Here is a 23,572-nt window from a genome sequence, read left to right as displayed (position 1 = left end):
CGCTACAAACACGCAGCTCCTAACGGAGCTGATCACAGCGAATGATACTGTTTTGCCGATACCGTTTTGTCCCCTCATTTTGCCGATGCCATTTTATCCCCGGAGTTGCCCCGCGCTATAAACACTTTAAACATACACCCCTCCAAAGCAGAGCTGAAATGCAGTAACCTTTCCCCCAGGTTTTCAACTTGATCCATTAAATTCGCAATTCAATCTTACTTATGCTCGATAATTACGCCATTGCCGATAACTTCTCCCTCCTCTCCAAACTAATGGATATCCAGGGAGACAATAGCTTTAAAGCCAAATCCTTTTCCAGCGCCGCCTTTACCGTGGAAAAACTACCCGTGCAATTACAGGTTACTCCGCAGGAAGAGATCTCTAAAATAAAAGGCATCGGCGATTCCATCGGCAAAGCTATCCAGGAAATGCTGACAACCGGAAAATTCTCCGCGCTCGAAACATACCTGCTTAAAACACCTCCCGGCATACTCGAAATGCTGAAAATAAAGGGGCTCGGACCTAAAAAGATCGCTACTATCTGGAAAGAACTGGAAGTGGAATCACTGGGAGAATTACTGTACGCCTGTAACGAAAACCGCCTGACACTCCTCAAAGGATTCGGCCAGAAAACACAGGATGCAGTAAAACAAAGCATAGAATTCTACTTCAGTAACCAGGGCCGCTACCTTTATGCCCAGGCAGAAGCACTCGCATTATCGCTCGAAAAAGACCTGCAACAGCTATTGGCGCCTGCCGCTGTATCTCTGACAGGTCAGTTCCGCCGTACTGAAAATATTATTGATGAAATAGAATTAGTTGCCGCCCTCCCCACTCCTGCCCTGCAGGAAAAACTGGGACAGGTTTCCGTATTGAGTCAGCTAACTGCCTTAGAAGACTCTCTATTGGGGCAGCATGAACAACATATTAAGATCCGGATCTATCCCGCGACAGCGGAAAACTTTGGCAAAACATTATTCACTACTACGGCCTCCCCTTCCTTCCTGGAACGTTTCAATGCCGTATACGATGTAAATAATGCGCCGGCTAATACCACAGAAGCTGAGATTTTCAGCCTCGCCGGCATGGATTACATTGAGCCCTGCCTGCGATACAGTGGAGAGACCGTTGATCTGGCGCTTCAGAAACAACTGCCAACACTGATCACACACAAGGATATTAAAGGCATCATCCATAGTCACAGTACCTGGAGCGATGGCGAACATACCTTGCAACAAATGGCCCTGAAAGCAAAGGAACAAGGCTTTGAGTACCTCGTTATCAGCGATCACTCCCGCTCTGCATTCTATGCCAATGGTCTGAGCATAGAAAGGGTACAGGCGCAGCACGCAGAGATCGATGAACTGAATAAACAACTGGCGCCCTTCCGCATATTCAAGAGTATTGAAGCAGATATTCTGAATGATGGTAGCCTCGATTATCCGGATGAAATACTGGCGACATTTGACCTGGTTATCGCATCTGTTCACTCCAATCTGAAGATGAGTGAAGAGAAAGCCATGGCGCGCCTGCTGAAAGCCATCGAAAATCCATATACAACTATACTCGGACACATGACCGGACGACTGCTCCTGAGCCGTAACGGATACCCTGTAAACCACCAGCAGATCATTGATGCATGCGCTGCCAACAATGTGGTGATTGAGATCAATGCGCATCCACGAAGACTGGACATCGACTGGGAATGGATACCTTATGCCATGGAGAAAAACGTTCTGCTGTCCATCGACCCGGATGCACACAGCACCGATGGATTCCATGACATTTACTACGGTACATTGGCCGCACGTAAGGGTAGATTAACAGCAGCGCATAATCTGAGCAGCTTCAGTGCCGCAGAACTGGAAGCCTTCATCAGCAAAAAGAAAAAATAACGATATTGAGAGGTGCCAACGTAAACCGCATACATGAAACTGATCTATATATATGACGCCCTCTGTGGGTGGTGCTATGGATTTACACCTGTTATAGAGGAATTGCTGCAGCGTTTCGGAGATGAAATGGAAGTTGACGTCCTTTCCGGGGGCATGTTCCTGAGCGCCAATCACAGGCCGGCATCAGCCATGTACAATTATATCAGCCAGGCCCATATACAGGTCGAGGCCGTAACTGGTGTTAAATTCGGACCGGCATTCCTGGAAGAATACCTGCGTACGGATGACATCATGGATTCTGAGAAACCCAGCATCGCGCTGACCGTCTTCAAACAATACCAACCCGCTAAAGCGCTATCCTTCGCACATGATATGCAGCTGGCATTAAACTATGAAGGTAAAAGCCTGAATGAAGATGATACCTATCGCCAGTTATTAACAAAATATCAGCTACCGATAGATGAATTCCTGGACAAAATGAAAGAGGATGCTAACAGGTACGATACTGTTCAGGAATTTAAACAGGTAGAACAATGGGGCATCACAGGCTTCCCGGCTGCTATCCTGGATGATGGGAAAGAATACTTCCTGATCGCCAAAGGATATACGCCGCTAGAACGACTGCTGGAAGTAATAGAAAAAATCAGAGGAAAGGCATAAACAATAATACCGGTTAACTATGTATCAGATAAGAACAGCTACGATAGAAGATATTCCGCTTATACAGCAACTGACAGATGAGATCTGGAGACCCACCTACAAGGATCTCATGACACCAGAGCAGCTTGAATATATGATAGCAATGATATACAGCACAGCTTCGCTGACCAGCCAGATGACAGAAAAACAACATGAATTCCTGCTTTTATATGATGACCAGCGACCTATTGGCTTTGCGGCATATAGTACCACGGATGAAGCTGGCATATACAAGCTGCAGAAGATATATCTGCACGGCGATTATCAGGGGAAAGGAGTAGGCAGATTCCTGCTTGAGAGCGTCATTGAACGCGTAAAAGCGGCTAATGGCAATACGCTGGAACTGGATGTGAAAAGAGATAATAAGGCGAGATTCTTTTATGAAAAACAAGGTTTTACCATCCTGAAAGAAAAAGATACTGATATCGGTAACGGTTACTGGATGAGAGATTATGTGATGAGGAAACCGTTATAAAAAAATCCAGCCTGGTAAAAATACCAGGCTGTTTCCCAAGTTAACCATTAAAAGACACAACTTTTCTAATTAAAATTCTTCAGGTGTATCCGGAAAATATTATTATCCCTCTTCACCTATCTATACATACTTACGGTAAATGTTTAAACATGGATTTTGGCACAGGCCTTTTTCCTGAAAAGAGAAAAACCTCATTACTTGCTCATTATCAATAGAATACGGCAATAAAAAAATTTCCCGCATTACAAATGCGGGAAATTGCTAAATCAGTATGTGTTTTCGGTAATATAAGCTCAAGAATTAGAAGACACGCGGGAGAATTTCATGATCAGGACTCCATCCGAAACGCAGGTTCAGCATGAGTTCATGTGATACTGTCTGTGCGCCTTTCAGATTTGATGACATTGGCGTATCGTAGGAGTAACCAATCTGGAAATAAGTACCTAATCTCACCTGTACCAAACCCGTCACTGTTTTCTCAGAACGGTAGGAAGCCCCCAGCCAAACTACCTCTTTCAATAACACACTTGTGTTGATATCATACTGCAAACCACTCCCTTTTGCCTGTCTCAGCAATATAGACGGTTTTACCAGTACATCGTCATTTACCCTCGCTGCATAGGCCGCCTGCATATAATAGTGTGAAATTGTCTTCACTTTATTTACACTGTTGCCCAAATCAAAACTTTTGAAGGCAGGCGCAGATAAACCCAGGTAAAAATTCTCCGAAAAGAGAGCGAAACCAAAACCTACCTGCGTCTTCCAATAACTCAGATTGGAAGCGAATGTCGGGTCGGTAGTGGTCAACTCACTATTCTTTTCATTATACTGTGACATACCTGCCTGTAAACCGAGGGCCAGCTGGAAAGTTTCGTTCAGCGATATCTTCTGTGCTGCCAGGAGATTATAGTCGGTACGTGTCTGTACCGTGATCGACTCCCTCATAGCCGAGAAACCAATGCTGGTCCCTTTCTGATTCAACGGCGTATAAAACGACATGGTGGCTGTTTTAGGCGCACCGTCCACTCCTACCCACTGATTACGTCCTACTACCGTTAAACTGGCTGATTCATCCGTACTGGCGTAAGCAGGATTGATCACTACTCCATTCATCATGTACTGGGAATAGATAGGACTCTGCTGAGCCTTCGCCGGTACATAACATGCAGCAGCTACAAGTAGATTTAAAAGGATTTTCGTCTTCGCAGTCATCGCTATCTTTTTATTACAATGAATCCAGTGTAACGTTGTTTATTACCATTGGCATCCGTAGTATGAATGATGAAGAAGTAAGAACCATCCGGAACATCCTGGCCTTTTGCACCACCAGCATTACCCTTACCATTAAAGTTGTTCGATTGGTTGTTATAGTTCTTCGTTGTGAATACTGTACCACCCCACCGGTTAAATACTGTTACTTCATTCTCCGGATATTTTTCAATGTTCTCAATCTGCATCACATCATTACCCAACCCGTCATTGTTAGGAGACATTGCAGGATGCACACGCAGGTTACCCTTATTGTCATCCCTCCATCTTCCATCAGTGATAAAGCGCTCTACGTAATCCGGTACTCCATCTCCATCCACATCACACTCCATACAGATCTGGATCAGACCAGTTGCAGCCACGATAGAATCCAGGGTTGGCGGATGCTGGTTGGATGATACAGTTGCCCTCAGCAGGCGCATACCAAAGATCTTATCCTTCTCTACACTGTTTACCGGTACCACGATATCAACATCTGTTTCACCTGGTAATACCAGTATAGGCGATACAGTATTGTCATAGTCTTTCACCGCTGTTGCTGCCAGTGTATTGGCAGGGATCTCAGTTGGCGCCGGTGTATAGAACTCGTAGTATACAGTGATGATACGTGAACTTGCACGGTTGAAATGGAGCTTGAATGGTAATGGCTGACCAACAGTATCAAACGCCACTTTCACAGAATAACGATTGTCAGTAAAGGTCAGTGTCAGTGAATCATCATCTCCTACAGAATTGGTCACTTCACTTGCCAGACCAGTATAGTAAGGAGGCTTTCCACTCAGCGGATCGAAGTCTCTTACTGCCGCCTTAATCCATCCATCGTCATCACTCAGTTCGTTATTGTTTACGGTCACTTTAAAGCGTGCTTCCTGTGCTCCTTTCGGTACCGTTACTTCAATGCTCTTACCGTTTACTGTGCCGCCTGAAAGTGTGAGTGTTCTGTAAACATCGTTGGTTAAATCAAGCGTAATCGGTATATCCACTGTAATGGTCCTGCTCAATCTTACTATAAATTCAACGTCCTGTCCTTCTGTGATCTGGCTGGTAGCAGCAAACAGGTTCACTGTTGGTGTATCGATGTTGTGGTTATAGATGGTCATTGTTGCAACCGGATTGCTGACAAATGTCCAGGTCACATTAGGCAGTGAAGACGTAGCATCTGTTAACGTAGATTGTACTGTTACATCTGGTCCCGCGTAACGGATACCTGCAGGTGTTACTGTTACATAAACCATGCTTTCTCCTTTTGGAATGATCGCATATCCAGGTAAGAGTGTATAATCAGTTCCAGGTGTTGCAGTACCGCCAAGGTTGTAAATCACTTTCACATTATCTGAAGCCACCAGTGTGGAGTCATTGAAGCGGATCCTGAATGAACCCGGCGTAGAAGGCTGGGTTGCATCACTCATTTTTTCTACTAATATCTGACGGGCTGTTGCTTTCGGACCAGTGGTAGCATTTTCATCATCTACTACTGTCAGCAATACAGGTGTGATATCCACTGTCAGGTTGATAGGATTACCACCATTATCAGCAACAGCGTTTGTCAATATCACCCTTAATGTCTGATCGCCCTGCAGTATCAGGTCATCCTTGATACGGACAGGCACAGTCACTTCCTGTGAACCGGCCGGAATGATCACTGATGTTGGAAGCGGTTCAATATTCGTACTGCCGTATGTAACCCTGTAACTCACCGTAACATCTGAAGTGGAAACAATCGGCATTTTTATAATAAAGGCGCCATCTGTTAATGGTTCTGCTGCGTCAGCTACTTTCTCTATCGTCAGTGCCTGTCCTGCTATTTCCAGGATGTTCAGCGGAGGTATAGGCGCCCAGCTGAAGCCGGTAGCGCTGGCGGCAAACTGCAGTATTGTAGTTCCTTCCAGCCTGTAGTTGTCTGGTACGCTCAGGAAGAAAGTAACATGGTTACTGTCTTTCGCTATCGTCACCGTTGTTGGCAGACCAACATAGTTAGTGATATCAGCAGTAGAAGAAGGATCAGGTGTGATGCTGGCAGTGATAGGCAGCGTTGTTATCACTGCAGGATCAGTAAATCCGATTGTCACTTTTGTTGCACCACCACCCTTGGTGATGGCAGTAGAATCGAACCATATCTGCAATGTTGCTTTAGTCGGATCTGTAATCGTAGCATCGTCTATATAAAGATCAAAAGTGTCAACGACCAGGTTTGGCATCACGGCCGAGCTGCCGGTAAACTGTAGCAGTTCGGGGCTTTCTATAATCTTGTCTGCCGTTGGCTTGATTGTAAAGTCTGCGTAACCTACTGCAGGATTCAGCGTAAAGCTGGTAGGCACTCCGGTGTAATCTGCAGCTACTGCATCTGAAGCCGATGTTGCATATACGGAGAACAATACCGGTTTATACGGCGTCACTCCCGGAGGTAAGCTGGCACGTACCACATATGGAACACCTTCTTTTACACGGTTACCCAGGGTGGCTGGCTGCGGTGTGAAAGTGACTTTCAGGTTGGCTGGATCATTTGCAGTAACATCAATCATGTTGAGCGTTACTGAATCTTTTGGATAACCTTCTGTTTCTACTATCACCACCAGTTTCTCATTATCATTCAGTATGTTATCTGTGCTGGCTGCTACAGGCACAGGAATGGTAACGGAGTTACCACTCAGTGTAACTGTCTGTGGCAGACCGGTAAAGCCGGCAACAGCCTGAGAGCTGAGTCCTCTTGTCAGGTTAATAGTCAAAGGTGTGGAAGGCACTGTACCTGATGGTAAAGTAATGGTGATAAACGCACCAGCACCACCTTCAACGATATTAGTTGTGTCTACCGTAACTTTTGGTCCGGAGATCTTTGTTTTATCCTTGATGATCACGGTAGCAGGTACTACTGTCCAACCGGTGATGGATGCAGTACTGGCTGTACCACCGAGTACCATGTTTTCGTCTCCTTCTACCACAACATCTGCCGCAATTGTTACGCCAGTTGTTACACTACTACTGCCGCTGCTTATTGTAAGCGGAGTGGTAGCTAAGGTATAATCATCCGTAGCAGCAGTAGATGGCGGTACCAGTGACGGTGCAATGTCGATAGGTATTTCTGTGGTGAAGCCGGCAGGCAGACTGAAAGTAAAGCTGTAACCAGTGCCTCCTTCATCCATTTCCGGATGACTGGCCGTAACGGTGATCTGTTTATTTGCAGGATCATCTCCGGTAGCATCCTGGATCAATCCACTGAAACCGCTTACTGTCAGACCAGGAAGAGTAGTAGCCACTCCTACGAGGGTTACTGCTTCATCCGCTTCAAAGATCTTATCGCTGACAGCAACAAAGCCACCAGGTATAGTATAAGTATTCAGACCTGCTGGCATGATAATCGTAGCCGGAGCAGTATAATCAGTAGTCGCTGCTGCAGAAGAAGCATCGTGCGATAATGTGATAGAGATCGGATCTTCAGCGGTAACGGCAGTATTCACAAAACTGATCTTAATACCACTGTTGCTGCCTTCTTTTAATGTAGGCGTCTCCAGTTCGATCTTCATATCCTTGTTACCTGGTACATCTCCGGTAGCATCCTGGATGGTGATCAGGGATGAGTCTGTGGTGAATCCGTTAGGTTGAGTAACGATCCACAGGCTTTCATCATTCTCCAATACATTATCTGCCTTCGCAATTACCCTGGCCGGGAAGGAAACTGAGTTCTGACCTTTTTTGATCACTACACTGGTTGGCAATGCAGTTACCAGATCAGCATCTGTTGCTTTTGAGCTCAGGCCTTTTGATATAACTACCGGAATATCATATAAGGCAGTAACACCCGGCGGTAACGATACTGTTACCGTAGCGCCAGCGTCTCCTTCTTTAATAGTTGACGGGGTAACTGTCAGAATTACTTTATTTGAACTGTCGGCGTCAACGTCTTTGATAGTTATCTGCGGACCAGTATAATTATATACGCGACCTGCGCCCACATCATCCATTGCCACGATATCGAGGTCAAAGTATTCAGGAGTAGGACCTTCTATCAGTTTATCTGCAAAGACAGTGAAAGGCACTTTGGTAACTGTAGTACCTGGGGTGATCTTAAACTCCAGACCGGAATAATAGTTCAGGTCAAAGTCTACCTGGTCTTCCGCAGTAGCATTATCCCAATCCACATAGATCTCCTGCATGGTGATGGTCACCTCTGTAGTAACTCCCGGAGGCAGGTGCAGACCAAGGAACCCGCTATAACCCTCAGGTATAGGCCGTGATGTATCAGGAGAGACACAGTCGGCCTGGATCTGCGAGTAAGCAGGGTTCAGGAAGGTACTATCCTTTATCTGTAGATCTTTCTGGCTGGCCACACCGATACCTAAAATGGTACCCTGGAATTTCAGGGACAGGTTCTCTGTGTTTTCCAGCACCTTATCTGATTTCGCAGAGAAAGTGAATACTGGTGTACCTGTCTGATTAGCTGGTATTACAACATTAGCTGGTACAACGTAGTCAGTATCTCCAGCGGTAGATGTTCCTACGCGGGAGAAGGTGATCACGATATCTTCCGGACAGGTAATACCGATTGGCATGGTGATCCTTGCCTTGGAAGAATTTCCTTCGAACAGTGAAGTGCTGTCAATATTCATTGTCAGCGTTCTCGGCTCGTCGTCCACGATGGTATAATCCACTTCGGAAGTTCCGGAGATGCTTAACAGGGAAGTACAGGTGCTTACCAGTTTGAGACGAAGGGTACGGCTGTATTGTAACTGGTCATTACCAATCACATGCAGGTTAGGGATCGTCACGTTTTTAGGCGTGGTATAGTCGCCCGCAGGCACGAGGAACGCTTCCTGTGTGAGGGTAAAGTCTGTTCCAGGTGCAGCCGGATGTGAGTAGTTGGATGCATACGCCGGATCATATTTCACCAGTACGTAAGCAGGTGCATTCAGTTTACCGCCGGATACTGTCAGGGTAAGCCCCTGTGCAGGTTGTTCACCGTCGGCTGTATTTCCTTCGTTACCAGATAAGGTACCGTTGGAGAATTTGATATTCACCGCGGCAAATCCGGGAACAGGGATGGTATCTTTCATCGCCGCAATGGTATCGAACTCGGTCATACTTGTTCCATATCCGGAAAGCAGGCGATATGTTTTAAAGTTCATCGGGTCAGGGTCCAGGGTTCCATCACGGAATACGGAGCCTAACTGTTTCATGATACCCATGGAACGGGCATTGCCGTCAATACCACCGGCAACGGTATTATAAGGGAAATAACCGGCGTCATTTATATAGAAACGATGGCCCGGAAGGGAAACCTCCCAGGAATCGAACTTCCTCAGTGAACGGTATACATGGCTTCTTGGCGCTTCCGGGGTCACCGCGCAGCTGGCGTCACGGTATACACCGACAGTAGTACCATCTGCACTTATGAAACCATAGGCACAGGTACTGGCCGCATCCGGATCATCCGTGGCGGCCGCACCCATTACAACCTGTTCTGACTGATACAGTAATGCTTTTGTAAAGCCGCTGGTCTGCGGCAGGTGCAATACGTAGTCCATGAAGAAGTAATTGGTATTCTTCACGTAGGACAAGATGATGGTTACCGTACCGGTTTGTCCGGTAGGATAGTTTTTATATTTATCGAGGATAGTACCTACGATATGTACCTTGTAAGGATCCCAGTATTCACCTGTACCTGATATTGGCGAAATGTAACAAACGGAAGGACTTTTCAGGTTTGGTGGAACCAGATAAGAGCTATTCTTAAAATCTAAAAAAGCTCTCATACCCTGAGAGCTGTCTGTTCTGATATAACTTTCTAATAATCCTTTCCGCGTGACCTTAATACCACCGTCACTCAGTACCTCGATCTTCAGGTCGTTAGAAGCAGGAGTACCACCGGTCGGATTGATAACAGCTTTAACAGTCTGCGCATTGACTTGACTGCATATCAGTAGCAGCAGTAATGGCAGCACGATCCTGCAAATGGCATTCGGCAATTTACGCAACGCTGCAATGGAACTGCGTTTCATAGGATTGGGAAGCTTAAACATAGTAAACTGTGTAAAGTTGTAATAATCCATCAAATACTTAAAAAAAGTCACTGCTCAATAAAGATGGTTAGCCTACACACTTTGATGGTGCGAGATTTTTTTGGTAGTCCGCATCAAACAATTTCAACCCACCCCATTTCTGGGAACCACCTATCGTATTATCCGATAAAATAAAAGACAATACATATATATAAGATACAAACATATTTATATTTCCCTACTTATACAAACAAATTTATATATTCTGTGAATATGTTGTGTCATGAAATGTGGATAACTATCATGAGGTACTAGTGCTCAATAAATTACAAATCCACATTTAAAGTGGAAAAAGTTGTTATACTTATGCTAAACCGGTGTCATAACATCTTTTTAGCACTTCTGTGAGGTTAAGGGGCTTGTAAAAGTACTGTTGTTCTGTTTGGCTAAATAAAAAAAGAACAAATGCATAGTTTAAACCCATAAAATAACGCTAGATTTGCACAAAACAAGATATAATGTCTACAATAGCTAATTCTAACATTGACTTTACCCTTGCTTACAAGGTAAAAGATATGTCTCTGGCCGAGTGGGGACGTAAAGAAATTGAACTCGCAGAAGCCGAAATGCCGGGTCTGATGTCTCTGCGCGAAGAATATGGCAACACCAAGCCTTTACAGGGTGCACGTATTGCCGGATGTCTGCACATGACCATCCAGACTGCCGTACTGATAGAAACCCTGGTTCACCTGGGTGCTGAAGTTCGCTGGAGCTCCTGCAACATCTTCTCTACCCAGGATCACGCTGCTGCTGCCATTGCTGCTGCAGGAGTACCTGTGTTTGCCTGGAAAGGCCTGAATGAGAAGGAATTTGACTGGTGTATTGAACAGACCCTGTTCTTCGGTAGCCAGGACCGTCCATTGAACATGATCCTGGACGACGGTGGCGACCTGACCAACATGGTATTTGATAAATATCCTGAGTTGATCCAGCATGTGAAAGGTCTGAGTGAAGAAACCACTACCGGTGTTCACCGTCTGTATGAGCGTATGCAGCATGGTACACTGCCTATCCCTGCTATCAATATCAATGACTCTGTTACCAAATCCAAATTCGATAACAAATATGGTTGCCGCGAATCCTGTGTAGACGCTATCCGTCGTGCTACAGACGTAATGATCGCTGGTAAAGTTGCTGTTGTTGCTGGTTTCGGTGACGTAGGTAAAGGTTCTGCAGAATCGCTGAGAGGTGCAGGCGCCCGCGTAATCGTAACAGAGATCGATCCTATCTGCGCCCTGCAGGCTGCTATGGAAGGTTATGAAGTAAAGAAAATGAGTGATGCGGTGAAAGAAGCTGATATCATCGTAACCACTACCGGTTGCCGCGATATCATCACTGCGGAACACTTCAAACTGATGAAAGACAAGTGTATCGTTTCCAACATCGGTCACTTCGATATCGAAATTGATGTTGCCTGGCTGAACAAAAACTATGGTAATACCAAAGTTGAGATCAAACCTCAGGTAGATAAATATACCATCGACGGTAAAGACATCATCTTGCTGGCTGAAGGCCGCCTGGTAAACCTGGGTTGTGCTACTGGTCACCCATCCTTCGTGATGAGTAACTCCTTCACCAACCAGGTACTGGCTCAGCTGGAACTGTGGCAGCATACAGACAAATACGAGAACAAAGTTTACGTACTGCCTAAACACCTGGATGAGAAAGTTGCACGTCTGCACCTGAAGAAGATCGGTGTTGAACTGGATGTATTGACTCCTGCACAGTCAGCATATCTGAACATCCCTGCTGAAGGTCCATTCAAACCAGATTACTACAGATACTAATCTGATTAATCACTATATTAGCAATAGCCCATAACTTTGATAGTTATGGGCTATTTGCTTTAGTTCACTTAGCCCTTCATCTATCACTGTAATTCCACTATTTTTGTACTATGACCAAGCTAAGCGTAAACATCAACAAATTTGCTACCCTCCGCAATGCACGTGGTGGTAATATGCCGGATATATTAAAAGTAGCGCAGGACTGCGAGCGTTTCGGCGCAGATGGTATCACCGTACATCCGAGACCGGATGAACGGCATATCCGCTACCAGGATGTAAGAGATCTGAAGCCGCTGGTGAAAACGGAATTCAACATTGAGGGTTATCCTTCGAAAGACTTTATGGACCTTGTGCTTTCCATAAAGCCTCATCAGGCAACATTAGTACCTGATCCACCTGATGCGATCACTTCCAACACCGGCTGGGATACTGTTAAGAACCAATCTTTCCTCCGCGAGGTGATCAGTACTTTAAAAGCTGCAGGCATCCGTGTATCAATATTCCTGAATGCTGAAGTAGATAAAGTGGAAGCAGCGAAGACTGCCGGTGCAGATCGTATTGAACTCTATACCGGCCCTTATGCGGAAGAGTATGAGCGCGCGCGGACACAACCGCAGAATCTTCAGCTGTTCAATGACTATAAGAATACCGCCCGTGCGGCGACTGCTATAGGATTAGATCTGAATGCAGGACATGATCTCAATCTGGATAACTTACGCTTTTTTAAGCTGCATATTCCTCAGTTGAAAGAGGTGTCTATTGGACACGCGCTGGTGTGTGATGCACTTTATTTTGGATTGGAAAATACGATACAGTTGTATAAGAGACAGTTGGAAGAGTAGCTGCTATTGTTATATTTTTTGCGGGATTACGGATGCGTTCTGTAGTCCCGTTTTTATTTGATCTAATATCTCCACTCCTTTAACGGGAGATTAATACCTAGCTGATTTAAGGCTTCACTGCGTTGATACCAGGAACGGGTATATCTTAATTGCAGTTTGCGGGTAATGATGCCAATTCCTCCCGCAAAACCACTCATACCCTTTTGTTGTGGTAAACCTAGCTCCTGTCTGCGGAGGTGATTGTAAGATGCCGTCAGTTCTATATAACGGCCTATCTCCCACTGTGCGGCAAGGATAAAGTGCCGGAAGATTTTGTCTGCGGTATTGCTACTCGTGGTTGTGTCTCCATCTGAAATGATGGTGCCTTCCTGGAAGTTTGGATCTGCATAGCGAACATCAAACTGATGGACGTGATGTATCGTAGCTGAGAATTGCAGGGGAAGGTGCTCCAGCTTTTTCGAAATACCGATTTGCAGATCGAAAGGTAAAGGTTCCTGGTTGTCTTTTGTATAAGTTTTTAATTGTGCCCCCATGTTGCGTACTACCAGACCCGCTTGCCAGTGATGGGTTGTATCCTGGTAGTTCAGCCCTACATGAAATGCTAATCCGGAGGCTTTGTATTGTTGATAAGAGGATTGAACGTATTGAATGCTGATGCCATAGTACCATCTTTCCAGGTATCTGCGGGAGGCTGTTAGCTGGAAGGCCATGTCCCTGGGCTTGAAGTTCCCAAGAATATTACCTGCTGCATCTGTTTGTGTGACACTGCCGTAATCAATGTATTGTACACTGCAGGCAAGCGTGGTTGCATACTTCTCCAGGTGGTAGCCAAATAGTGCTTGTGCATATTGCACACCGGCGAAATAATTGGTATAGTTCACCTGTAAATGCTGGTACATACTCTCTCTTAACAGGGCCGGGTTCAGCGCAGACAAGGCTATATCGTTATTCTGTAAGCTGGTATTAGAGCCACCAAGGGCAGCTATTTGAGGCGAAACGGGCAGATCAAGAAAGGAAAATACGCTCTTTCCTCCCAGTACCTGGGCACTGGCGGTTCTCATAGAAAGACAGAGGTATGGGAGCGCAATCAGTAGCGCAATGATGTTTTTCCTCATATAGAGGCATAAAACTAAATAATAATAGGTTATAAAACACGAAAGCCAGTCTGCTTTCAGTAGAATGGGCTTAAATGGTGGCTCAATGGCCTACTTTAAAACAGAGATGCCATATGCTATGCATATGGCATCTCCAAACCCTTAAAACAATCAACATTAGTATCCATTGCCAGCCACAACTGTTAAAAAGGCCGGCAGGGAAATGTTACTTCTTTAATAACGCTATATCGACAACTTGGTTCATTTCTTTTACAAAATGGAACTTTAATCCTTTGATATAGTCGGGATTTATTTCTTTGATATCCTTTTCATTCTGCCAGCAGAGGATAATTTCCTTAATACCTGCTCTTTTGGCAGCCAAAATCTTTTCTTTGATACCTCCTACCGGTAATACCTGTCCGCGGAGGGTGATCTCACCTGTCATAGCCAGGTAGGACTTCACCTTTCTGCCTGTAAATGCGGACGTTAAGGCCGTCAGCATGGTAATACCGGCACTTGGGCCATCCTTTGGCACGGCTCCTTCCGGAACGTGTACGTGCACATTACGCTGAGAGAACAGCTTCGGATCGATCTTGAACTCTTTGGCATGCGCCTGCAGATAGCTGAGCGCCGTACTCACGGATTCCTTCATCACGTTGCCCAGGTTACCAGTCAGCTTCAGCTCACCCTTACCTTCGCTCAGACTGGTCTCGATGAACAGTATGTCTCCCCCTACATATGTCCAGGCCAGTCCAACGGCTACACCTGCCGGGTTGCCCACCTTGTAGATCTCATTGGAATACCGGGACTTACCTAATATGTCTTCTATATGATCTTCTGTCAGGCTTTCCGGAATTTCCTCTTCCAATGCTACATCTTTCGCAATGGAACGCATGATAGATGCAAACTGCCTGTCCAGTTCACGGACACCGCTTTCACGGGTATAATCCTGGATCACCCTTTCAATGATGTTGTTGCTGATACGCATTTTCAGCGTTTTCAGACCGTGTGCATCCTTCTGTTTAGGAATCAGGTGACGCTTGGCGATCTCCACTTTTTCCTCAATGGAATAACCACTCAGATCTATGATCTCCAGCCTGTCACGAAGCGCAGGACTGATAGCATTAATATTATTCGCGGTAGCGATAAACAATACCTTACTCAGGTCGTATTCCAGCTCCAAATAGTTGTCATAGAAAGTGCCGTTCTGTTCCGGATCCAACACCTCCAGCATCGCAGAACTCGGATCTCCGCGGTGGTCATTACCGATCTTGTCGATCTCGTCGAGGATCATGACAGGGTTGGAAGTTTTCACCTTACGGATGGACTGCAATACACGACCGGGCATAGCGCCGATATATGTTTTACGATGGCCCCTGATCTCACTCTCGTCGTGCAGACCGCCGAGGCTTAATCGTACATACTTACGGCCAATAGCGCTGGCAATGGAACGGCCCAGGGAGGTTTTACCAATACCCGGAGGACCTACAAAACAAAGGATCGGAGACTTCATATCTCCTTTCAGTTTGAGTACAGCCAGGTATTCCAGGATGCGTTCCTTGATCTTGTCCATACCGTAATGGTCGTTATCCAGGATCTTTTTCGCTTTTTTCAGGTCATAACTGTCTTCGGTGTATTCTTTCCAGGGCAGGTCCAGCATCAGGTCCAGGTGATTGTACACCACAGAGTAGTCGGGCGTGCTGGGATGCATGCGCTCCAGCTTTTCTATGCCTTTGCGGAACAGTTCCGCAGCGGCTTCTGTCCACTGTTTCTTTTCCGCTTTACGCTGTAATTCTTTGACTTCACGGTCGTTTGTATCTCCTCCCAGCTCTTCCTTGATGGACTTGAGCTGTTGCTGGAGGAAATATTCCCGCTGTTGCTTATCGAGATCCGCCTTGGTTTTATTGGTGATCTTATTTTTCAGCTCTGCCAGCTGCAGTTCCACCTGCAATAATTTCAGGAGCAATTCAGCGCGGGTGCGCAGGTTATTGATCTCCAGCAGTTGCTGTTTATCCTTCAGGTCACAGTTCAGATTGGAAGACACGAAATGTACCAGGAAGGATGGATTTTCAATGTTCTTCAGAATGATACTGGCTTCAGATGGCAGGTTTGGTGATAACTGAATGATCTGACCTGCCAGGTCTTTAATGGAGGATATATAAGCGTCAAATTCCGGATCGTCTGTCACTATTTCATCCTGCAGCAATTCAATGCGTGCTTTGAAATAAGGGTCTTCCGATACTATTTCACTGATCTTAAATCGCTTGCGACCCTGTATAATGATAGTGGTGCCGCCATCCGGCATTTTAATAAGCTTAACGATACGGGCAACAGTACCAACATCAGTAAGATCGACCAGGTTGGGATCTTCTACGGTACTGTCTTTTTGTGCTACAACCCCAATCAGTTTGTCTGCCTTATAGGCATCGTTCACTGCCTTTATGGATTTATCCCTGCCAACTGTAATTGGCAGTACCACACCAGGGAAAAGTACTGTATTTCTAAGTGGCAGTAAGGCCAGTTCATCAGGTATTTTCTCGTCCTCCAGCCCATCATTCTCTTCATTTAAAGGGATAATCGGCATGAATTCCATCTCTTCTTCCGAGTTTGCAAAATAGAATCTATTCATCTGCGTAGTTTAATCGTGAAAGTGGCCAAATTGTCAGCCTGCGGCCCCCTTTCCATTCATTTTTATAAGCATAGGTATATTGTCAAGATTAATGCCACGAAAAAACAAATGATATTAAAAAAGTCGCCCCGTTTTATAACGAAGCGACTTTTTCAATATCATTTAAGCTGTTCTTATAAAGTCACACCTACACCCAGCTGAATGCTCTGGTTTTTCCAGTTGTCTGTACTTAATGTATTCACACCTTTCACATCGGTAAAACCGATGATATAACGGGCACTGATGTTGATAATCGGCAGCTGCAGCCAGAGACCAGCCACACCGGATACATCCCCACCTTTGAAGGCGTCATTCGCGCCTTTGAATACATTCTTATCGCTTACCAGGGCACTGAACTGAGGACCTACCTGCAGTTTAACACGCGGGCTACCCAAAGAGATATTTGCCAGCAACGGAATGCTCAGGTAGTTCAGCTTTATCTTTTTGTTGTTATTTGCAGGGTCGTTCAGATTTTCAGGATCAACGACCTCGCCAAAATTACTTGTGGTTTTTACTGTGTTGGAAGAAAAGATCAATTCACCCTGTACACCAAAGCCTTTTGTCAGGTTAACCTGTGCAAAACCACCCAGGTGATACCCCAGATTGAAACCATCTTTGTAACCCTGACCGTCCAGTTTACCCAGATTAGCACCTCCTTTAAGACCGAATCTTAAAAATCTGGTCTGGGCATTTGTGGTAGAAACGGCAGTCACACTGAGTACTGCGATCGCGAGAAACAGTTTTTTCATATAGTTGTTTTTTAACAGAAGAGGATATTTATTGATTGATATAAAGGTTTTTCTGGCTCTGATTAATAACGTTCCTCACAAGACATACCCCTATCTGACAGATAGCAAAATGCGTGCTACAATTATTAACAATTAGCAATGTGTGGATAACAAAATAGAAAAAACAGTAACGTGAAGATGAATAGCAGGAGAAATCATTTAAAAGTATACCCTAATCTGGCGGTAAAATAGCCGGTGAGTTGTTTTTCTTCTCCCTGGAAAGGTTTGAAAATGGTATAGGATGGTGAAATGGTAAAGTTGCCCAACATATAAGATGCATTGAGGGTAAGGTCTACAGCCCTTATTTCAAATCCGGTAGCGGTTTTGCTACTCATGAATGCTCTCTGGATATCTTCCGGTGGCCGGGTATCGCTCCATTCCCAATGTAATTTTGGAGAGCGGGAAATATACTGGAATGATTTAAGATTGCTATAGTAATTGGCGGTACCCATCGTGAGGCCAACAGACGGCGTCAGTAAAATGGCGTCATCATGCTTTAATACATCGATAAAGATGAAAGGGTGACGGACAGCTGTTACGATATTGAAGTCCTTTCCGGAGATGTTCCGGCTCAATCTGCCTCCTGCAAATTTCTCCTGTGTATTACCCCATCCCAGGTCCAGACTGACGCCGGGCTGCAACCACCAGTCCCTGTAATAGAAGTAAGCGAATAATTCATTGTTGATAGGCGTAACCGGTATATCAACAGAATCGGTGAAGATGTATTTTGTATAGGAAATACCTGTCAGGAATTTCCTGTTCTTTGAATAATCATACCCTACGGAAAGGTCCCATTCGAACCAGGGTTTACCGATTGACTGAAAGAGGTAATAGCTGCTTACATTGGCGTATAATCCTGTTTTATGGAAGTAGGAAACCGTTGGGTTAATGAAGGGTTTCATGACGATGGGCGTCTCATACGTCTGTGTTTTCTTGCCGTAGGCAGGACTATTACCATACCCGACACCAAGGATCAACTCACTTCTTTCCCTCTTTTTCAGCAGGGAATCGAGTTGTTTCTCCAATTCGGCAAGGGACTGGCACATAGCAGCCTTACTACATAACAGAAATAAGAATAGAAAGCAGCAGCGCATGCACGGAGCATTTTACAGCCGCAAGATAGGGTAAATAGTCGATAGACCATAGCTGTTTGTCGGTGGACGGGGACGGAACGTCGTTGACTGCGAAACAAGAGCCGACAAACTAAGTCAGCTCTATCACAGTAATTTCCGGAAGGATGCCTACACGGCCCGGATATCCCAGGAATCCGAACCCCCTGTTTACATACAGGCGCTGATCTCCCTCTTTATAAAGGCCGGCCCATTCTTTATAAATAAACCGGGCAGGGCTCCATTTGAAGCCAGGGATCTCCACACCGAACTGCATGCCATGCGTGTGGCCTGCCAGCATGAGGTCAATATCTGGATATTCTGTTCTTACCTGGGCATCCCAATGGGTAGGGTCATGAGACATCAGGATTTTAAATGGCAGGTGTGAAGCGCCGGCGTACGCCTTTTTCATATCACCGTATTTGGGGAAGCGGCTCATAGCGCTCCAGTTCTCAATGCCCAGTAACCCAATTTGTTGTCCGCCACGCTCAAGGGTAACATGTTCATTCATCAGCAATTTCCATCCCAGTTCGCCATGCACGGCTTTCAGTCTTTCGAGGTTCTGATTCCGCAGCGCGCTGAAGCCGTTAGCGTCCCTGTCAGGCCAGGCGTAGTAATCGCCATAGTCATGGTTACCCAGGGTCGAGTAAACGCCCATAGGAGCTTTCACCTGGCTGAAAACTTCCATCAGGTTATCCATTTCCGTGGCACGGTCATTCACCAGGTCGCCGGTAAAGAGCACAATGTCAGCCTTTTGTGCGTTGATAAGCTCCACTCCTTTCACTACCGCCTCTTTATTGGTCAGGCTACCGGAGTGAATATCAGATATTTGTACGATTCGAAGTCCTTTAAAGGCAGGTGGCAGGTTCTTGAAAGCAAGTTTCAGCTTATGCACCCGGTAATTGTATTTATTGGACAGGCCATATACCAGGGTGGCAAACATGCCGCCGCCGAGTATTAACGCCATCTGGGAGAGAAATTTTGAGCGGGTGATGGCATTGGCAGCAACAGCCTCTCCTCCACCGGAAGAAAACCGGCTGATAATCCATTGAATACCACGGCGACCATCGTCGAGCAACAGGAATACGGCCGCCAGTATTTTGGCGAAAACCAGTCCGAATATGATAGTAAGTATATAAGACCGGGCATTGGCAGGCCATTCCTGCCAGTTCATATAGGGCAAGAGGGCAATAACCAGTATTACCAGGGCTGATACTACCCAGTAGCTGCCGAATACGAAACTCCGCACTCTCGTCGATGAACCATTAAAAATGGCCTTAATGGCCATAAAAACATAAAGATCGAGTAATAATAGTATGATTAACAGTACTATCGTATTGAATCCTGAGCGCATGTAGAATATTTGTCCTTGCAAAAATAGCCCCTTCGGTAAACCTTTCCTTTTTTATTGGTACCAGAGGCAGTATCCTGTTATGACGATTTACCGGTCCACATATTGTACCAGAAGGATAGATTTTGCATTTACTTTAACAAATAACATTAAACAATTCATTGTGAACTAATTAACAATTGAAATGTGCAGCAGCTGTGAATAAATAAATAGCGGGGTAGACCTTATTATTCTCTAATCGTTGTACTTTTGTACACTTTGGGTAAGTATACTTTGTTCACATTAGCACCTGCAAGATGAAATTCACCTATTACGGACATTCCAGCTTTGCGGTTGAAATCAAGGGTAAGAAGATTGTTTTTGACCCTTTCATTACGCACAACGAACTGGCTAAGGAAGTAGATATCAACAAGATAGAGGCTGACTATATTTTCTGTTCCCACGGTCATGCAGACCATGTAGCCGACCTGATAGGACTGGCCAAACGTACCAATGCGACTGTAGTAGGTGCTTTTGAACTGACTGAATGGGCAGGCAGACAGGGGCTGGAAAAAGTACACCCGATGAATACAGGGGGAAAATGGCATTTTGACTTCGGCACAGTGAAATGTGTAGTAGCCCATCACTCCAGTGGTCTGCCAGACGGTTCCTACGGGGGTAATCCTATGGGATTTGTCTTTACGACTGAGGAGGGAAATTTTTATTTTGCAGGGGACACAGCGTTGACTTTAGATATGCAGCTGATACCCAAATATGCTAAACTTGATTTTGCAATTTTACCAATAGGAGATAATTTCACCATGGGAGCTGACGATGCGATTGTAGCGTCAGGATTCGTTGATTGTAAACGCATTATCGGCGTACACTACGACACCTTTGGGTATATCAAGATAGATAAGGAGAAAACGCAGCAACAGTTTTCAGCCGCAGGACTGGAATTATTGCTGCCGACAATAGGAAGCAGTATCAATCTATAGTAAAACGCATATCTTTTCATGGTGAAAGAGGCCGGAATCTTCTTAAGCCATGCCTATTTATTATCCTATAGTAAAACCTAAGAAATACCTAATCAACAATGGCAAGAGTAATTGCAATCGCTAATCAGAAAGGTGGGGTAGGAAAAACTACCAGTGCCATTAACCTGGCAAGCAGCCTGGCTGTACTGGAATATAAAACATTGCTGGTAGATGCGGATCCGCAGGCTAACAGCACCACCGGTTTAGGTTTTGACCTGCGTAATATACAGCAGAGCTTATATGACTGTATGGTTAATGACGGGCAGGCCAAAGATGTGATCCTGGAATCAGATACACCCAATCTGAAAGTGCTGCCATCGCATATTGATCTGGTAGGTGCAGAGCTGGAGCTCATTAATCATCCCAACAGGGAGCAGGTGATGAAGCAGGTGATAGATGCTGTAAAGGAGGATTATGATTTTGTTATAGTAGACTGCTCCCCTTCCCTGGGTCTGATCACCGTAAATGCCCTGGTGGCATCCGACTCTGTGATCATTCCGGTACAGTGCGAGTTTTTTGCACTGGAAGGTCTGGGCAAGTTGTTAAATACAATTAAGATCGTTCAGAGCCGTTTAAATACCAACCTGGCCATCGAGGGTATCCTCATGACCATGTACGATGGCCGTCTGCGCCTGAGTAACCAGGTAGTAGATGAAGTGAAACAACACTTTGAGGAAAGCGTATTCAACACAATCATTCACCGTAATACCAAACTGGGTGAAGCGCCCAGCTTCGGTAAATCCGTGATCATGTACGATGCCGCCAGCACCGGTGCGATCAACTATCTCAACCTGGCAAAAGAAATTCTGCAAAAGAATAACTTTACGCGTATTAACCTGGAAGATAAAATATTAGCAATTAACAATGAGCAATCAGAGTAAGGGGAATCCGAATAAGAAAGAGGCGTTGGGTAAAGGTATCCGCTCGCTGCTGCAAAATATTGATACCGACCTGAAACAGACTACCAGCGCTTTGGGAGAGCAGGTTGTGGCAAGAGCTACCGGTATTGAGCGTATCCCGCTTGACCAGGTGGAAGTCAATCCTAAACAGCCACGCCGGGACTTTGACGAGAAAGCTTTACAGGAATTAAGCATGTCCATTTCACTGCACGACGTAATACAGCCTATTACCGTGTCAAGAGTGGGCAATAAATACCAGCTGATAGCAGGTGAAAGGCGTTTACGCGCCAGCCGGATGGCAGGTCTGAAAGATATTCCGGCCTATATCCGCCAGGCAAACGACCAGGAACTGCTGGAACTGGCCCTGCTGGAAAACTTACAGCGGGAAAATCTGAATGCCATAGAAATCGGCCTGAGCTACAAACGCCTCATGGAAGAGTGTGTACTCACCCAGGAACAGGTAGCCGACCGCATGGGTAAAGAAAGAAGTACCGTTACCAACTATATACGCCTGCTTAAACTGCCACCTGATATCCAGGTAGCTGTCCGCAACGGACAAATAAGCATGGGACATGCCAGAGCACTGATCGCCGTAGAGAATGTAGAGAAACAACTCTTCGTTTTCCATGAGATCATGCAGAACGGGCTCTCCGTACGTCAGACGGAAGACCTGGTGCGTAAAACCACCCATATTGACAAAGGCAATGTGAAAAAGCCAGCAAAAAGCTCATTACCACCAGCCTATCAGAAGATAGAAGATAACCTGGCAACTCATTTTGCCACAAAAGTGAAACTGGACAGAAGCAAGAACGGTAAAGGCAGTGTTACCATCGAGTTTTACTCTGACGAGGAACTCGATAGCATATTAGAAAAAATAGACTTATACGGTGGCTAAACAGTCCGGGAATACATTTTCTTACTTATTACGTCTTTGTTTACTGGTATTACCGGTATTTGTTTGTCTGCCTGCTAACCTGCTGGCCCAGGACAGCACCAAGGCCGATTACCTGCGTAAACAGCAGCCGGACAACCGGAAAGACAGTACTGAACTTTTTATTAAAAGAGATTCCGTAAAACCTGCCCCCCGAACACCTCATAGTCCGCGGAAGGCAGCTTTTTATTCTGCCGTACTGCCAGGCCTCGGACAGGCTTACAACAGGCAGTACTGGAAGATCCCCCTGGTATATGCCGCCCTCGGCATCACTACCGGCACCTTTATTGTCAACATGGACAACTACCGTACCTTCCGGAATGCCTATCGTATCCGTATGGACGGCAATGCCGATACGGTGGACGACTATGTTGGATTGTACAGCGACAATGGCCTTAAATTCCTGCGTGATGCTTACCGGGAATATGTGGACTACTCCGTGCTTGTATTTGTGCTCGCCTATGGATTGAATATCGTGGATGCTACCGTATTTGCCCACCTGAAGGACTTTAACATGTCGGATGACCTGAGCATGAAGATCGTACCAACCGTGATAAATAATCAGGCTTTGGGGCTCAGTCTTCGTATCTCTATAGGCGGCAAAAAGAAGTACAGCAGCCAGGTAGCCCTGAGCAACAACAGGTGGTAATTTCTCCCCTTCTACTAATCTCTACTAATAGTTTCTAACTCAATATA

16 protein-coding genes are annotated in these 23,572 nt (G+C 45.5%); 9 read left to right on the top strand and 7 right to left on the bottom strand.

Annotated elements, in window-relative coordinates; genetic code table 11:
- Positions 1 to 221 precede the first annotated feature (221 nt).
- From BLR32_RS13285 to BLR32_RS13275, 3 genes are read left to right on the top strand one after another with little or no spacing between them, the layout of a single operon-like run.
- Positions 222 to 1,895 (top strand): DNA polymerase/3'-5' exonuclease PolX, encoded by a 1,674-nt coding sequence (locus tag BLR32_RS13285; RefSeq protein WP_089832514.1) that lies wholly within the window; start codon positions 222 to 224, stop codon positions 1,893 to 1,895.
- Between the two features lie 33 nt (positions 1,896 to 1,928).
- Positions 1,929 to 2,555, top strand: a complete 627-nt coding sequence (locus BLR32_RS13280) for a DsbA family protein (RefSeq protein ID WP_089832512.1) — start codon at positions 1,929 to 1,931, stop codon at positions 2,553 to 2,555.
- Between the two features lie 19 nt (positions 2,556 to 2,574).
- Complete coding sequence (locus BLR32_RS13275; RefSeq protein WP_089832510.1) at positions 2,575 to 3,069, top strand: GNAT family N-acetyltransferase; 495 nt, start codon at positions 2,575 to 2,577, stop codon at positions 3,067 to 3,069.
- Between the two features lie 300 nt (positions 3,070 to 3,369).
- On the opposite strand, the gene BLR32_RS13270 is transcribed toward BLR32_RS13275, so the two are convergent.
- Together BLR32_RS13270 and BLR32_RS13265 are read right to left on the bottom strand one after the other, a co-directional pair.
- Positions 3,370 to 4,281: a PorP/SprF family type IX secretion system membrane protein gene (locus tag BLR32_RS13270; protein WP_089832508.1), complete on the bottom strand. Its 912-nt coding sequence runs from the start codon at positions 4,279 to 4,281 to the stop codon at positions 3,370 to 3,372.
- Between the two features lie 2 nt (positions 4,282 to 4,283).
- Positions 4,284 to 10,331 (bottom strand): T9SS type B sorting domain-containing protein, encoded by a 6,048-nt coding sequence (locus BLR32_RS13265; RefSeq protein WP_176842264.1) that lies wholly within the window; start codon positions 10,329 to 10,331, stop codon positions 4,284 to 4,286.
- A gap of 518 nt (positions 10,332 to 10,849) precedes the next feature.
- Here BLR32_RS13265 and ahcY point away from each other — a divergent pair.
- Both ahcY and BLR32_RS13255 read left to right on the top strand, forming a co-directional pair.
- Positions 10,850 to 12,178, top strand: coding sequence for an adenosylhomocysteinase (ahcY, locus tag BLR32_RS13260; RefSeq protein WP_089832504.1), 1,329 nt, complete (start codon positions 10,850 to 10,852; stop codon positions 12,176 to 12,178).
- Positions 12,179 to 12,288: 110 nt separating this feature from the next.
- A complete protein-coding gene (locus BLR32_RS13255; RefSeq protein ID WP_089832502.1) occupies positions 12,289 to 13,020 on the top strand; it encodes a pyridoxine 5'-phosphate synthase in 732 nt (243 codons plus the stop codon).
- Positions 13,021 to 13,082: 62 nt separating this feature from the next.
- Here the strand turns inward: BLR32_RS13255 and porQ are convergent, their stop codons facing one another.
- The 5 genes from porQ to BLR32_RS13230 form a co-directional block, all read right to left on the bottom strand.
- Complete coding sequence (gene porQ / locus BLR32_RS13250) at positions 13,083 to 14,135, bottom strand: type IX secretion system protein PorQ (RefSeq protein WP_089832500.1); 1,053 nt, start codon at positions 14,133 to 14,135, stop codon at positions 13,083 to 13,085.
- A 205-nt stretch (positions 14,136 to 14,340) separates the two neighbouring features.
- A complete protein-coding gene (gene lon / locus BLR32_RS13245) occupies positions 14,341 to 16,743 on the bottom strand; it encodes an endopeptidase La (RefSeq protein ID WP_089832498.1) in 2,403 nt (800 codons plus the stop codon).
- Positions 16,744 to 16,916: 173 nt separating this feature from the next.
- Positions 16,917 to 17,531, bottom strand: coding sequence for a porin family protein (locus tag BLR32_RS13240; RefSeq protein ID WP_089832497.1), 615 nt, complete (start codon positions 17,529 to 17,531; stop codon positions 16,917 to 16,919).
- A gap of 194 nt (positions 17,532 to 17,725) precedes the next feature.
- Positions 17,726 to 18,664, bottom strand: a complete 939-nt coding sequence (locus BLR32_RS13235; RefSeq protein ID WP_143011462.1) for a hypothetical protein — start codon at positions 18,662 to 18,664, stop codon at positions 17,726 to 17,728.
- Positions 18,665 to 18,773: 109 nt separating this feature from the next.
- Entirely contained in the window at positions 18,774 to 20,033 is a 1,260-nt protein-coding gene (locus BLR32_RS13230) for a metallophosphoesterase (RefSeq protein WP_089832492.1), read from the bottom strand.
- 293 nt (positions 20,034 to 20,326) lie between these two features.
- Here BLR32_RS13230 and BLR32_RS13225 point away from each other — a divergent pair, with 293 nt between their 5' ends.
- The 4 genes from BLR32_RS13225 to BLR32_RS13210 all read left to right on the top strand — a co-directional run bounded on the left by BLR32_RS13225 (position 20,327) and on the right by BLR32_RS13210 (position 23,525).
- A complete protein-coding gene (locus BLR32_RS13225; protein ID WP_089832490.1) occupies positions 20,327 to 21,007 on the top strand; it encodes a metal-dependent hydrolase in 681 nt (226 codons plus the stop codon).
- Positions 21,008 to 21,105: 98 nt separating this feature from the next.
- Positions 21,106 to 21,927 (top strand): ParA family protein, encoded by an 822-nt coding sequence (locus BLR32_RS13220; RefSeq protein ID WP_089808678.1) that lies wholly within the window; start codon positions 21,106 to 21,108, stop codon positions 21,925 to 21,927.
- Positions 21,911 to 22,840 carry a ParB/RepB/Spo0J family partition protein gene (locus BLR32_RS13215; protein ID WP_089832488.1) on the top strand — a complete coding sequence of 310 codons (930 nt, stop codon included), beginning with the start codon at positions 21,911 to 21,913 and terminating at the stop codon, positions 22,838 to 22,840. Before BLR32_RS13220 ends, BLR32_RS13215 begins: the two co-directional genes overlap by 17 nt.
- Complete coding sequence (locus BLR32_RS13210) at positions 22,833 to 23,525, top strand: DUF5683 domain-containing protein (protein WP_089832486.1); 693 nt, start codon at positions 22,833 to 22,835, stop codon at positions 23,523 to 23,525. Before BLR32_RS13215 ends, BLR32_RS13210 begins: the two co-directional genes overlap by 8 nt.
- Positions 23,526 to 23,572: the final 47 nt, after the last annotated feature.

The organism is Chitinophaga filiformis, from assembly GCF_900102545.1.
Taxonomy (GTDB): Bacteria; Bacteroidota; Bacteroidia; order Chitinophagales; family Chitinophagaceae; genus Chitinophaga; species Chitinophaga filiformis.
The sequence above is the reverse complement of the archived record's forward strand: the minus strand, read 5'-3'. Positions and strand labels throughout refer to the sequence as shown.